This window comes from Bacillus sp. BHET2 (genome assembly GCF_005938125.1).
GTDB lineage: Bacteria > Bacillota > Bacilli > Bacillales > Bacillaceae_B > Rossellomorea.
Genome location: NZ_VCQN01000009.1, coordinates 12,280 through 25,470, shown reverse-complemented (window position 1 = coordinate 25,470; position 13,191 = coordinate 12,280). Strand labels below are relative to the sequence as shown.

At 41.9% G+C, this 13,191-nt stretch carries 15 protein-coding genes and 2 other annotated features (1 of these 17 only partly in view); all 15 genes read right to left on the bottom strand.

Translation table 11 applies throughout. The features are described 5' to 3' along the window. Window positions 1-51: 51 nt before the first annotated feature. A complete protein-coding gene (gene rpoB / locus FGG79_RS20145) occupies window positions 52-3,609 on the bottom strand; it encodes a DNA-directed RNA polymerase subunit beta (RefSeq protein WP_138781629.1) in 3,558 nt (1,185 codons plus the stop codon). A 232-nt stretch (window positions 3,610-3,841) separates the two neighbouring features. Next, window positions 3,842-4,450 carry a class I SAM-dependent methyltransferase gene (locus tag FGG79_RS20140; protein ID WP_138781695.1) on the bottom strand — a complete coding sequence of 203 codons (609 nt, stop codon included), beginning with the start codon at window positions 4,448-4,450 and terminating at the stop codon, window positions 3,842-3,844. Between the two features lie 153 nt (window positions 4,451-4,603). After that, the gene (rplL, locus tag FGG79_RS20135; protein ID WP_138781627.1) at window positions 4,604-4,963 is read right to left on the bottom strand and encodes a 50S ribosomal protein L7/L12; all 360 of its coding nucleotides are present in this window, start codon (window positions 4,961-4,963) and stop codon (window positions 4,604-4,606) included. 58 nt (window positions 4,964-5,021) lie between these two features. Further along, window positions 5,022-5,522, bottom strand: coding sequence for a 50S ribosomal protein L10 (rplJ, locus tag FGG79_RS20130; RefSeq protein WP_138781626.1), 501 nt, complete (start codon window positions 5,520-5,522; stop codon window positions 5,022-5,024). A gap of 42 nt (window positions 5,523-5,564) precedes the next feature. Then, window positions 5,565-5,709, bottom strand: a sequence feature (ribosomal protein L10 leader region). A gap of 51 nt (window positions 5,710-5,760) precedes the next feature. Continuing rightward, window positions 5,761-6,462, bottom strand: a complete 702-nt coding sequence (gene rplA / locus FGG79_RS20125; protein WP_138781624.1) for a 50S ribosomal protein L1 — start codon at window positions 6,460-6,462, stop codon at window positions 5,761-5,763. A 126-nt stretch (window positions 6,463-6,588) separates the two neighbouring features. Continuing rightward, window positions 6,589-7,014: a 50S ribosomal protein L11 gene (rplK, locus tag FGG79_RS20120; RefSeq protein WP_032085258.1), complete on the bottom strand. Its 426-nt coding sequence runs from the start codon at window positions 7,012-7,014 to the stop codon at window positions 6,589-6,591. Between the two features lie 175 nt (window positions 7,015-7,189). Next, complete coding sequence (gene nusG, locus FGG79_RS20115; protein ID WP_138781622.1) at window positions 7,190-7,723, bottom strand: transcription termination/antitermination protein NusG; 534 nt, start codon at window positions 7,721-7,723, stop codon at window positions 7,190-7,192. Window positions 7,724-7,893: 170 nt separating this feature from the next. Further along, on the bottom strand, window positions 7,894-8,073 hold the full coding sequence (gene secE, locus FGG79_RS20110) for a preprotein translocase subunit SecE (protein ID WP_138781620.1): 180 nt from the start codon (window positions 8,071-8,073) through the stop codon (window positions 7,894-7,896). Window positions 8,074-8,121: 48 nt separating this feature from the next. Further along, window positions 8,122-8,268 (bottom strand): 50S ribosomal protein L33, encoded by a 147-nt coding sequence (gene rpmG, locus FGG79_RS20105; RefSeq protein ID WP_079534455.1) that lies wholly within the window; start codon window positions 8,266-8,268, stop codon window positions 8,122-8,124. A 72-nt stretch (window positions 8,269-8,340) separates the two neighbouring features. After that, complete coding sequence (gene sigH, locus FGG79_RS20100) at window positions 8,341-8,994, bottom strand: RNA polymerase sporulation sigma factor SigH (protein WP_481747295.1); 654 nt, start codon at window positions 8,992-8,994, stop codon at window positions 8,341-8,343. A gap of 68 nt (window positions 8,995-9,062) precedes the next feature. Next, window positions 9,063-9,572 carry an NYN domain-containing protein gene (locus FGG79_RS20095; protein ID WP_138781616.1) on the bottom strand — a complete coding sequence of 170 codons (510 nt, stop codon included), beginning with the start codon at window positions 9,570-9,572 and terminating at the stop codon, window positions 9,063-9,065. A gap of 5 nt (window positions 9,573-9,577) precedes the next feature. Beyond that, complete coding sequence (rlmB, locus tag FGG79_RS20090; RefSeq protein WP_138781614.1) at window positions 9,578-10,321, bottom strand: 23S rRNA (guanosine(2251)-2'-O)-methyltransferase RlmB; 744 nt, start codon at window positions 10,319-10,321, stop codon at window positions 9,578-9,580. After that, the gene (locus FGG79_RS20085; RefSeq protein WP_138781612.1) at window positions 10,318-10,743 is read right to left on the bottom strand and encodes a Mini-ribonuclease 3; all 426 of its coding nucleotides are present in this window, start codon (window positions 10,741-10,743) and stop codon (window positions 10,318-10,320) included. The genes rlmB and FGG79_RS20085 overlap by 4 nt, the downstream gene beginning before the upstream one ends. Next, window positions 10,743-12,143, bottom strand: a complete 1,401-nt coding sequence (cysS, locus tag FGG79_RS20080) for a cysteine--tRNA ligase (RefSeq protein WP_138781610.1) — start codon at window positions 12,141-12,143, stop codon at window positions 10,743-10,745. The genes FGG79_RS20085 and cysS overlap by 1 nt, the downstream gene beginning before the upstream one ends. Beyond that, window positions 12,140-12,790 carry a serine O-acetyltransferase gene (gene cysE / locus FGG79_RS20075; RefSeq protein WP_138781608.1) on the bottom strand — a complete coding sequence of 217 codons (651 nt, stop codon included), beginning with the start codon at window positions 12,788-12,790 and terminating at the stop codon, window positions 12,140-12,142. Before cysE ends, cysS begins: the two co-directional genes overlap by 4 nt. Window positions 12,791-13,087: 297 nt before the next feature. Continuing rightward, window positions 13,088-13,191 (bottom strand) — a binding site (T-box leader) (it continues 117 nt past the right edge of the window).

Here is a 13,191-nt window from a genome sequence, read left to right as displayed (position 1 = left end):
GGGGCCTACCTCCCTTTTAATCTACAGGCTCTAACCCTTTTTGCTCTAAATTTATTCTTTTGACCCTACTGTCTCGGATTCTTTTGCATTAGATTCAGAGATATTTAGCGTGTCTGCTTGTTGTACTTCTTCTTCATCCTCTAAGTCACGCATTTCAATTTCTTCTTCGGTACTAGAGAGGATTTTTACATCCATACCTAAACTTTGAAGCTCTTTGATCAGAACCTTGAATGATTCTGGAACTCCAGGCTCAGGAACGTTTTCACCTTTGACAATGGCTTCGTATGTTTTCACACGACCCACAACATCATCCGACTTAACCGTTAGAATTTCTTGTAGAGTGTAAGCTGCACCATAAGCTTCCAGTGCCCATACCTCCATCTCACCGAAACGCTGTCCACCGAATTGAGCTTTACCACCCAATGGTTGCTGCGTAACAAGTGAATAAGGACCAGTTGAACGTGCGTGAAGCTTGTCATCAACCATGTGAGCCAGTTTGATCATATACATGATTCCAACTGATACACGATTATCAAACGGTTCACCACTTCTACCGTCATAAAGAACGGTTTTGGCATCGCGCGCCATACCTGCTTCTTCAATGGTTGCCCATACATCTTCCTCACGCGCTCCATCAAATACTGGTGAAGCAACATGAATTCCAAGGTATCTGGCAGCCATACCTAAATGAAGCTCCAGCACCTGTCCGATATTCATACGAGATGGTACCCCTAATGGGTTCAGCATGATATCGATCGGTGTGCCATCTGGTAAGAACGGCATGTCTTCTTCAGGAAGGATTTTAGAGATAACACCTTTGTTACCATGACGACCAGCCATTTTGTCTCCTTCAGAAATCTTACGTTTCTGAACGATATATACACGTACAAGCTGGTTAACACCTGGTGGTAATTCGTCGCCATCTTCGCGATTGAAGACTTTAACATCAAGGATGATCCCTCCACCACCATGTGGTACACGAAGAGATGTATCTCGAACTTCACGAGCTTTCTCACCGAAGATTGCATGTAAAAGACGCTCTTCAGCAGTCAACTCTGTTACACCTTTAGGCGTTACTTTACCAACAAGTAGGTCGCCATCTTTCACTTCAGCACCGATTCGGATGATTCCGCGTTCATCAAGATTGCGAAGGGCATCTTCACCGACGTTTGGAATATCACGAGTGATTTCTTCAGGCCCTAATTTCGTATCACGAGATTCGGACTCATATTCTTCAATATGAATAGAAGTGTATACATCGTCTTTTACAAGACGTTCACTCATGATGATCGCATCTTCATAGTTGTAACCGTCCCAAGTCATGAAGCCAACCATAACGTTACGTCCTAAAGCAAGTTCTCCTTTTTCCATTGAAGGACCATCAGCAAGGATCTCTCCCACAACTACACGGTCGCCTTCACTTACAATCGGACGCTGGTTGTAACATGTACCTTGATTAGAACGGATGAATTTCTGCATACGATACTTATCGAGGTCACCTTTTACTTCTTGACCGTCGATTTCTTTCACACGACGCACCCAAACTTGCTTCGCTTCAACCTTTTCCACAATACCTTCATGCTTACAAATCACAGCGGCACCAGAGTCTTTCGCAGATACGTGTTCCATACCTGTTCCAACGATTGGTGATTCCGGATTCATCAATGGTACTGCTTGACGCTGCATGTTCGCTCCCATAAGAGCACGGTTGGAGTCATCGTTCTCTAAGAATGGAATACATGCTGTCGCGGCTGATACTACTTGTTTAGGAGATACATCCATATAGTCAAGACGTTCACGCTTGATTACCGTGTTTTCACCACGGAAACGAGCGATGACTTCTTCATCAAGGAATGCACCGTCATCACCTAAGCGTGCGTTTGCTTGTGCCACTACATAGTTATCTTCTTCGTCTGCTGTCAGGTAATCGATTCGATCGGTCACCATCCCCGATTCAGGGTCAACACGACGATACGGCGTTTCGATAAAGCCGAATTTATTCACTTTCGCAAATGAAGAAAGTGAGTTGATCAGTCCGATGTTAGGACCCTCAGGCGTTTCAATCGGACACATACGACCATAGTGAGAATAATGTACGTCACGCACTTCAAATCCAGCACGTTCACGGGTTAACCCACCAGGCCCTAAGGCAGATAGTCGACGTTTGTGCGTTAACTCTGCAAGAGGATTCGTTTGGTCCATAAATTGAGACAATTGAGAGCTACCAAAGAACTCTTTAATTGAAGCGATAACCGGACGAATGTTGATCAGTTGTTGAGGCGTGATTGTATTCGTGTCTTGAATTGACATTCTTTCACGAACCACACGCTCCATACGTGATAAACCGATACGGAATTGGTTTTGAAGCAATTCGCCAACCGAACGTAAACGACGGTTTCCTAAATGGTCAATATCATCTGTCAGCCCTACTCCATGTAATAAATTAAAGAAGTAAGAAATAGAAGAGATGATATCTGCAGGTGTAATGTACTTAACCTCTTCTTCAACATAAGCATTGCTGATTACGTTGATTTCAAATTCTCCCTCTTCATTAGGAGAATAGATTTTGATAGATTGAAGAACTACGTCTTCATCTAACACGCCACCGGACTGTTGGTAGCTTTTGAAACCAATGCCGTTTTCGAGATAAGGAATAACCTTATCAAGTGCGCGACGATCAAGGACCGTACCCTTCTCTGCCAGAATCTCGCCCGTTTCCGGATCTGCAAGAGTTTCTGCTAGAGTCTGACCGAATAAACGGTTCTTAATGTGTACCTTTTTGTTCATTTTGTAACGTCCAACGTTTGCTAAGTCATAACGCTTTGGATCAAAGAAGCGAGAAACGAGTAAACTTTTGGCATTTTCTACTGTAGGAGGCTCTCCTGGGCGTAGACGCTCATAAATCTCAAGCAATGCCTTGTCGATACCTTCCGTGTTGTCTTTCTCGAGTGTGTTACGAATGTACTCATTATCACCGATCAAATCGATGATTTCTTGATCAGAGCCAAACCCAAGGGCACGTAAAAGAACCGTTACCGGTAGTTTGCGAGTTCGATCAATTCGCACATATACAACATCTTTTGCATCTGTTTCATACTCAAGCCAAGCTCCGCGGTTTGGTATAACGGTAGCAGTAAACCCTTTCTTTCCGTTCTTATCTACTTTTCCGCTAAAGTAAACACTAGGTGAACGTACTAACTGAGAAACGATAACGCGCTCAGCACCATTAATGACAAAAGTACCTGTTTCAGTCATTAATGGGAAATCACCCATAAATACGTCTTGATCTTTTACTTCTCCTGTTTCCTTGTTCACAAGACGGACTTTCACTCTAAGCGGTGCAGAGTAAGTAACATCTCTTTCCTTTGATTCTTCCACCGAGTACTTTGGCTCTCCCAGACTATAATCAATAAATTCTAAAGAGAGATTACCAGTGAAGTCCTCAATCGGAGAAATGTCACGGAACATTTCTCTTAACCCCTCATCAAGAAACCATTGATACGAGGAAGTTTGAATTTCGATTAAATTCGGTAATTCTAAAACTTCACTGATACGCGCAAAACTTCTGCGTTGGCGGTGTCGTCCATACTGAACTAGTTGACCTGTCAACTGATTCACCCCTCAAATCAAGCGTTTTGGTTGTGTCTATATGCCTTTTAGTAGAAATACTAGTCTACACAAGACAAAAAGAAAAAGGGTTTTAATGATAAAACCTCATTTTCAGATGACGAACTATTATTTTATAATCTTTTCCAATTTATCCATTATATATACATATGGACATAATACCGGAAAATAATATTTTTGCATTTTATAATGTTATCATAGCAGTAAAGCTACGTCAACGGATTTCTTTTATCGATTTCAAGATGTAGTAGCCCTTTTTCCTTGCGACGATCTCTACATTCGAAAATAATTCTTCCATCTTTTCCATTGCAGACGGAGCGCCTTGCTTCTTCTGAATAACGACCCACAACTGACCGCTTTCCTTCAGATGATCGTAACTTATCTCAAGAATCGAATGGACCGTTTCTTTTCCTGCTCGTATCGGGGGATTCGTTAAAATAGCCGAAAACTCCCTTTCAACGACATTGGTATATCGATCGCTTTGATAGATGTTGATGTTTTGAACTTTATTCAGGCTTGCGTTTTCTCTCGCAAGGGACAATGCTCGCTCGTTTACATCAATCATATGGACCGTCCGGTCTTCATGATCTTTGGCTAAAGACAATCCGATTGGACCATACCCGCAACCTACATCCAATAACGCTCCCGTTACCTCAGGTACTTCAAACGCTTCAATTAACGCTCTTGACCCAAAATCGACTTCCTTTTTCGAGAATACACCTTGATCCGTTTTGAAACGGAAGGTATGTCCTCTCAATTCAAAGGCAATCGTTTGAGGGTTACTTTCTACATCAGGGTTTTGAGAATAGTAGTGATTGGTCATTATATCATCTCCATCCATTGGTACATATCATCCATTAGCCAACTTCTTTAAGAAAGAGTTTGGTGAATAGACAATGAACGTGTTTATATTCTGATAGAAGTCAGACAAGAAAAAAGCCCGCCAAATATAGCGAGCTTTTCATCTATACAATCATTACTTAACTTCTACGCCAGCTCCAACTTCTTCAAGTTTAGCTTTAAGTTCTTCAGCATCTTCTTTAGAAATACCTTCTTTAAGAGCTTTAGGAGTGTTATCAACCATTTCTTTCGCTTCTTTAAGGCCAAGACCTGTGATTTCACGAACAACTTTGATAACTTTGATTTTTTGAGCTCCAGCGCTCTCAAGAATTAAGTCGAATTCAGTTTGTTCTGCAGCAGCGTCCGCGCCACCAGCAGCTACAGCTACAGGTGCAGCAGCAGTTACTCCGAATTCTTCTTCGATTGCTTTAACTAGATCATTTAGTTCAAGAACTGACATTTCTTTAATCGCGTCAATGATTTGCTCTTTACTCATTTTAAATTTCCTCCTTGTGATGTATGCTTAATTTTTTATTTAAACGACTTGCTTTAGCTTACGCGCCTTGCTCTTCTTTTTGATCTGCAACGGCTTTTGTCGCCAACGCAAAGTTGCGCATTGGTGCTTGAAGCACGCTGAGTAGCATAGAAAGAAGTCCTTCGCGGTTTGGAAGTTCAGCGATTGCTTTAACATCCTCAACTGAAGTGATTGTTCCTTCAATGACACCCGTTTTGATTTCTAGGGCTTCGTGTTCTTTAGCAAAGCTGTTAAGAATCTTTGCAGGTGCAACTACTTCTTCTGAACTGAACGCGATTGCGTTCGGACCAGTTAGGAATTCGTTTAACCCTCCAAGACCAGCTTCTTCTGCAGCACGACGTACCATAGTGTTTTTGTACACTTTGAAGTCGATGCCAGCTTCACGAAGTTGTTTACGAAGCTCAGTTACTTCGGAAACATCTAGGCCACGGTAATCTACAACGATTGTAGATACACTGTTTTTTAGCTTGTCAGAGATTTCTCCAACGATATGTTTCTTTTGATCTAGAATGCTGCTCATCATTACACCTCCTGTAGATTGACTGATGAACATTTATACCGTCATCCAATAAAAAATGCCCTTATATCAAGGTAGACATAAGGGCATTGCAAACACGCTAAAAGCGGTTATTTTATCGCAATTACCTCGGCAGGTTATTAAGCTCGGGAAGAGCACCTACTGTCTACGGTACAAATGTATTCGTTTTTTAACAACAGAACTAATTATAATCACTAGTTCTTAGTAAGTCAATACCAAATTATGCCTTAACTGCGAAAGATGAAGGATCGACTTTAACGCCAGGTCCCATTGTAGAAGTTACTGAAACATTTTTCATGTAAGTTCCTTTTGCAGCAGCAGGTTTAACTTTAAGCATTGTTTCATACATTGTAGCAAAGTTTTCAACAAGCTTTTCGTTGTCGAAAGAAATCTTTCCAACAGGAACGTGAACGTTACCTGATTTGTCAGCACGGTATTCAACTTTACCAGCTTTGATTTCATTGACAGCTTTTGTCACGTCGAATGTAACTGTTCCAGTTTTAGGGTTTGGCATTAAACCTTTAGGTCCTAATACACGACCAAGTTTACCAACTTCACCCATCATGTCTGGAGTTGCTACGATTACGTCGAACTCGAACCAACCTTGGTTGATTTTGTTGATAAGTTCTGCATCACCTACGAAGTCAGCGCCAGCAGCTTCTGCTTCTTTTGCTTTTTCGCCTTTAGCGAATACAAGAACTTTTTGAGTTTTACCAGTACCGTGTGGAAGTACAACTGCTCCACGGATTTGCTGGTCATTTTTACGAGTATCTACACCTAAGCGGAACGCTACTTCAATCGTTGCGTCAAACTTAGCGAAGTTTGTTTTCTTAACTAATTCGATTGCTTCTTCAGCTGAATAAGCTGTAGTACGTTCTACAAGCTTTTGAGCTTCAAGAAACTTTTTACCTTTTTTTGCCATTTTTTATTTCCTCCTATATGTGGTTTTAGCGGAATAACCTCCCACGAAATAAGGTTGCGAGTGAAACGTACATTTCATCATCGCAACCTCGTTCAACAGGAACCTTAACTATAACGAAGCTTGGGATTAGTCTTCGATGACGATACCCATGCTGCGCGCAGTTCCTTCTACCATGCGCATAGCTGATTCAACACTAGCTGCATTTAAGTCAGGCATTTTTGTTTCAGCAATTTCACGTACTTTATCGCGTTTAAGTGTTGCCACTTTCTTGCTGTTTGGTTCGCCTGAACCAGACTCGATACCAGCTGCTTTTTTAAGTAGAACAGCAGCGGGTGGAGTTTTTGTGATGAATGTAAATGAACGGTCTTCAAACACCGTAATTTCAACAGGAATGATTAAGCCAGCTTGATCTGCTGTACGAGCATTGAATTCCTTACAGAATCCCATGATGTTAACACCTGCTTGACCTAGTGCAGGACCAACTGGTGGAGCTGGATTAGCTTTACCGGCAGGGATCTGCAATTTAACCATTTTTATAACTTTTTTAGCCACGAGACACACCTCCTTAAGTCCGTGATGTGGTTATTGGGTTCTTCACCCTCCCACTCATGTAAAAAATGTCTTTATCAACATAAAGAACGTCTATTAATTTCAGTATCTCTTTGTGGAGACGCACTGACTTATGAAATAGTACCATTTTTTCAGAATGATTTCAAGTTCTTTTCCATTATAATTTATCAATTTGGGAGAAATCCAGTTCTACCGGGGTGTCTCTACCAAACATATTGACATGAACTTTCACTTTTGATTTGGCATTGTCGATCTCTTCGATTGAACCTGTAAAGTTAGCAAATGGACCTTCGTTCACTCTAACTGTTTCTCCTAATTCGAAGTCGATCTCTACCTTTTTCTCTGTCATACCCATTTGCTTCAGAAGATTTGTTACTTCTTCAGGCAATAATGGTGTAGGCTTTGAACCGGATCCTGATGAACCGACAAACCCTGTAACGCCCGGTGTATTACGAACAACATACCAGGAATCATCCGTCATGACGATTTCAACAATCACATAACCAGGGAATACCTTCTTCTTTACGACTTTCTTTTTACCATTTTTAAAATCTGTCTCTTCTTCTTCAGGTACCATTACGCGGAAGATTTTATCTTGCATCCCCATCGTTTCAACACGCTTCTCAAGGTTTGCTTTAACCTTGTTCTCGTATCCTGAATAAGTATGGACTACATACCAATTCTTCTCCATATAATAGGACTAAACGTCCGTCCCTCCTCACTATTTAAGAATACCTCTTTGCTTTTTTTCTGCAAATGAAAAAACCCGCAAAAAGATAACGGGCTCTAAGGTCATGTACTCTATTAACATTCATTATACCATGCTTTCATGGTATATATACAATTAATTCTATGTTTCTCTTACTTAGAACCAATGATCAATCGCATAAGTTCTGAGATGCCCAAGTCAATTACAGAAAAGAAAAGGGCAACAAAAACCACTGTTGTAATAACGGTGATTGTATAGCGCGTTAACTCTTTACGTTTAGGCCAGCTGACCTTCCTCATTTCCGATGCAACATTGCCAAAGAATTTAAACATCCGTTTGTAACCTCCAACTAATATCAATACCCCAAAAGTGCTACTCCACTATTTTGTTTCTTTGTGTAGGGTGTGAGCATTACATGTATTACAGAATTTCTTTAATTCTAATCGAACTGCTTGATTACGATTACCCGGTACACTATAATTTCTGGAACCACACACCGTACAAGCAAGTATTAATTTAGTAGTCATATATTCCACCTATACTATACATAGTAAGTCCTATCAAAAATAACACGACCACCAATTTGTGTCAATATGACTTTACATCGTTATTTCCCGAACCTCCAAGTATCGTTCGAGCTTCCTTTTCACCCGCTGCAATGCATTGTCGATGGACTTAACATGGCGGTTCAATTCTTCAGAAATCTCCTGATAGGATTGCCCGTCCAAATACAGGGCTAGTACTTTCCTCTCAAGATCACTCAATAACTCAGCCATCTTATCTTCCATGTTATCGAATTCCTCACGATTGATGAAAAGCGCTTCTGGGTCCATTACTTTCGCCCCTGAAATTACATCTAAGAGTGTTCGATCAGACTCGTCATCATAAATAGGTTTATCCAATGAAACATACGAATTTAACGGAATATGCTTCTGTCTCGTGGCTGTCTTGATAGCCGTAATGATTTGTCTCGTGATACAAAGCTCTGCAAACGCTTTAAAAGAAGTTAGCTTGTCCTCTTTATAATCACGGATTGATTTGTATAATCCGATCATACCTTCCTGGACGATATCTTCCTTATCGGCTCCAATTAAAAAATACGAGCGGGCTTTCGCTCTTACAAAATTACGATATTTCCTAATCAAAAAATCTAACGCTTCGCTGTGACCCTGATGGACGGCTTCTATTATCTGTTCATCATCCATGCCTTCTAATCGATTATCAAATGCTTCTGTCCTGGTGATATTGCCCACACACATCCCCCCGCGCAAAACAATAGATAGAAATATTATACATTACAGAAAATTCAATCGTCAACCTATCATTGTTCCCCACGGCGCCATTTTTCGAAAATTTCTGCAACTTCTTCTGATAATTGGATCTTTGAAGCCGGTCTTTTCTCACTTGAATTCCGTACTTTTCGTTCGATTTTCTTTTCGATGACTTTCACTTCCGTCAGGAGCTCCCTCGCTGATTTACGAAGGGCTCCCTGACCAAAGATCACCCATTGCTCCGTGAAATCCGAAGTTGCTACATGAACCTGGGTCTTAATATTATTTAACTCAATGGCCAATTTCTCAATTCGTTCATCGGCTGTCTCGTTTTCTTTCGTAAATAACACTTCTACTTTATAGTTTCGGTATTGACGAGCAATCCCTTGAACATAATAGGCATCAAATACGACGATGACCCGATAGCCTGTATACCCCTGATATTCTGCCATCAATTCTACCAGACGGTCTCTTGCTGCGGCTAAATCCTTCTGCTTCAACTCATTTAATTCTGACCAAGCACCGATTATGTTATAGCCATCCACAAGGAGAATATCCATTTCCCCTATTCCCCCAATGGGTGGCGTTTACGATAGACCTCATACATTAAAATACTAGCTGCCACCGAAGCGTTTAATGATGTAACATGACCGATCATTGGCAACTGGACAAGGAAATCACATTTGTCTCTCAATATGCGGCTCATCCCTTTTCCTTCGCTCCCGATGATTAAGCCGATTGGCAGAGTGCCGTCCAACTGACGGAAATCCTGCTTTCCTTTCGCATCCGTTCCTGCTACCCACACTCCACGTTCTTTCAGTTCGTCCACCGCTCTGGATAGATTGGTAACACGCGCAACCGGAATATGCTCAATGGCACCAGTAGAAGCTTTCGCTACTGTAGATGTAAGGCCAACCGCTCTTCTCTTCGGGATAATAATTCCGTGGGCACCCGCTGCATCCGCAGTCCTCATAATAGAACCAAGGTTATGAGGATCTTCTAATTCGTCCAAGATCAGAATAAAAGGATCTTCCCCGTTTTGTTCTGCCCTTTTAAATAAATCATCGATTTCTGCATACTGATAAGCAGCAACAGAAGCGACAACCCCTTGGTGATTTTCAGCTACCATCTGCTCAATCTTCTTCTTCGGAACATATTGAATCATCACATTTGTTTCCTTGGCAAGTCCTACAATTTGCTGGATGGAGCCTTTCTGGGAACCTTCCGCAATCCAAATCTTATTTATATCCCTTCCTGACTTTAATGCTTCAATGACGGGATTTCTTCCTCCGATAAAATCTTTACTCATTTTGATTCCTCCCTTCCTGCCTGGGCTTGTTCAAATATAATCTTCAATAGTTCCTCTAATCGTTCTCTCCGATTAAGTAAAAACAAATATCCAATGAGTGCCTCAAAAGCAGTGCTGTGTTTATATGTCTGTACATCCGTGTTCTTTGGAGTCGTTCCTGATTTTGCATTGCGACCACGCTTTACTATCGTGACTTCCTCTTCGGTCAATAGATCCTGATCAAACAGCGTTCTCAATATAGCCGCTTGCGCTTTAGCCGAGACATAATTCGTCGCCGCCCTGTGCAGCTGATTCGGTTTAATCTTCCCTTTTGTCAGGAGGAGTTGCCGTACATACGTTTCGTATACAGCATCCCCCATATAAGCCAGTGCAAGTGCGTTGATCTGTTTCGCGTCAATTTGTTCATTTATCTCATGCAGCATTAAGATCCTCTTTTCCAGCGAATGCCTTGAGGTGTATCTTCCAAGATGATATTCATCTCTTTCAACCTGTCACGGATTTCATCTGCCAATTGGAAGTTGCGGTCTTTACGTGCCTGGATGCGTTTTTCAATCAGCTCTTCCACTTCTTCATCCAATAGTTCAGCATCCTTCAGAGTAAGTCCGAGTACAGAGAAGAAATCTTCGAATTGGTGCAAGAACCCATCGATCACTTCTGTGGAGGTATTCTTCTCCATCAGGTAATAATTCGCTTGTTTGGATAATTCAAATAACACGGAAATCCCATTGGCTGTATTAAAATCATCATCCATTTCTGAAATAAACTCGGCCTTCAAATCCATGATTTTATCCAGCCATTCCTGGTTATTCTCTGTTAAATCTGTACTCGATTCACTGCGGTGCTTTAAGTTTTCGTAAGCTGTCTTAATCCGATTCAACGCCGACTCAGCATTTTGAAGAAGTTCTAAATTATAGTTAATCGGATGACGATAATGAACAGATAACATAAAGAAGCGAAGCACTTGTGGGTCCTGCTCCTTTATAATGTCGTGAACGAGTACAAAGTTCCCGAGAGATTTAGACATTTTCTCATTATCGATATTGATATAGCCGTTATGCATCCAATACTTCGCAAACGTCTTGCCACTAAGTGCCTCTGATTGGGCGATTTCATTCTCATGATGAGGGAATGTCAAATCCTGTCCCCCGGCGTGGATATCAATCGTATCTCCCAGGTATCGCTTCGCCATGGCAGAGCACTCAATATGCCAACCAGGACGACCTGCTCCCCAAGGGCTATCCCAAGAAATTTCGCCTTCTTTCGCCGCTTTCCATAAAACGAAATCAAGGGCATCTTCTTTTTTGTCTCCCACATCAATACGGGCTCCCGCTTTCAGTTCATCAATTGGCTGATGTGAAAGCTTCCCATAACCTTCAAACTTTCTTGTACGATAGTAAACGTCACCCTTTGATTCATATGCATACCCTTTTTCAACCAAGGCGGAAATAAAATCAATAATGGTATCAATATTGTCCGTAACGGTCGGATGGATATCTGCTTTCTTGCAGCCAAGCGCTCCCGTATCTTCGAAATATGCTTGTATGAATCGCTCGGCAATGGTAGGTACATCTTCTCCCAATTCCTTTGCCGCACGGATTAATTTATCGTCCACATCTGTGAAATTCGAGACAAATTGAACATCGTAGCCCCGATATTCCAAATAACGTCTCACCGAATCGAACACAATAGCAGGACGTGCATTTCCTATATGAATATAATTATATACCGTTGGGCCGCACACATACATTTTAACTTTCCCCTCTTCTAGGGGGATAAATTCCTCTTTATTTCTTGTTAGTGTATTGTATAAACGAATCGTCAAGATGTTCGACTCCTTCCCTCATAGTCCCTTACTAATGATTTTAACTCATTCAGTTCTTCTTCCATTTGTTTCATACGATCATTCATCGGATCAGGCAAATCACAGTGATTCAGATCCTTCTGTATTCTCACCCCGTCTTGAATGACGACCTTCCCAGGTATACCGACTACGGTTGAATTCGAGGGAACATCCTTCAGTACGACCGAACCTGCCCCTACCTTAGAATTTTCCCCAACTACAATCGATCCTAATACTTTTGCGCCGGTAGCGATCAAGGCATTATCCTGAATCGTTGGGTGACGTTTCCCTTTTTCTTTCCCCGTTCCTCCGAGGGTGACCCCTTGAAAAATCGTCACATTATCTCCAATTTCACATGTTTCGCCAATTACGACTCCCATACCATGGTCGATGAAGAAACGGCGGCCAATCTTAGCACCTGGATGAATCTCTACTCCTGTAAAGAAACGACTTACTTGCGAAATGACCCGTGCGATAAAATAGAATTTACGTTTGAAGAATGAATGAGCAACACGATGTGCCCATATAGCATGAAGTCCCGAATACGTGAGAATGACCTCCACATAATTCCTCGCTGCCGGATCCTGATCAAAGACTACATCAATATCCTCCTTAAACGACTTAAACATTCAATCCCCCCCCTTCGGAAAAAATAAAAGCGCAGGCGGCTTGGTCAGAGGCGACAAGCATAAGGCGAGCCCACCGGAAAGGCGGTCTTTGCCTTTTTGGCGGGATTGACTTATGACCTCGAGCCTCTAGTCGCCGGAGCTGGACAATAATAAAAGCGCAGGCGGCTTGGTCAGAGGCGACAAGCATAAGACGAGCCCACCGGAAAGGCGGTCTTTGCCTTTTTGGTGGGATTGACTTATGACCTCGAGCCTCTAGCCGCCGGAGCTGGACAAAAAAAACGCCCCTGTCAATAAACTGACAGAGACGCTTTGGTAGCGCGGTTCCACTCTGATTGAGAAGTAAACGTCCTTCTCCAACTCGAATCCTGTTAACGGTAGGAAACCGCCTTTACCTACTTTAT

Excerpts from the sequence above, each read along its gene's own strand:
- nusG (WP_138781622.1), bottom strand. The coding sequence starts at position 7,723 with ATGGAGAAGAATTGGTATGTAGTCCATACTTATTCAGGATACGAGAAC.
- secE (WP_138781620.1), bottom strand. The coding sequence starts at position 8,073 with ATGTTTAAATTCTTTGGCAATGTTGCATCGGAAATGAGGAAGGTCAGC.
- rplA (WP_138781624.1), bottom strand. The coding sequence starts at position 6,462 with ATGGCAAAAAAAGGTAAAAAGTTTCTTGAAGCTCAAAAGCTTGTAGAA.
- FGG79_RS20140 (WP_138781695.1), bottom strand. The coding sequence starts at position 4,450 with ATGACCAATCACTACTATTCTCAAAACCCTGATGTAGAAAGTAACCCT.
- rplL (WP_138781627.1), bottom strand. The coding sequence starts at position 4,963 with ATGAGTAAAGAGCAAATCATTGACGCGATTAAAGAAATGTCAGTTCTT.
- rpmG (WP_079534455.1), bottom strand. The coding sequence starts at position 8,268 with ATGACTACTAAATTAATACTTGCTTGTACGGTGTGTGGTTCCAGAAAT.
- FGG79_RS20085 (WP_138781612.1), bottom strand. The coding sequence starts at position 10,743 with ATGCTGCATGAGATAAATGAACAAATTGACGCGAAACAGATCAACGCA.
- FGG79_RS20095 (WP_138781616.1), bottom strand. The coding sequence starts at position 9,572 with ATGGATATTCTCCTTGTGGATGGCTATAACATAATCGGTGCTTGGTCA.
- rlmB (WP_138781614.1), bottom strand. The coding sequence starts at position 10,321 with ATGAGTAAAGATTTTATCGGAGGAAGAAATCCCGTCATTGAAGCATTA.
- cysE (WP_138781608.1), bottom strand. The coding sequence starts at position 12,790 with ATGTTTAAGTCGTTTAAGGAGGATATTGATGTAGTCTTTGATCAGGAT.
- rplJ (WP_138781626.1), bottom strand. The coding sequence starts at position 5,522 with ATGAGCAGCATTCTAGATCAAAAGAAACATATCGTTGGAGAAATCTCT.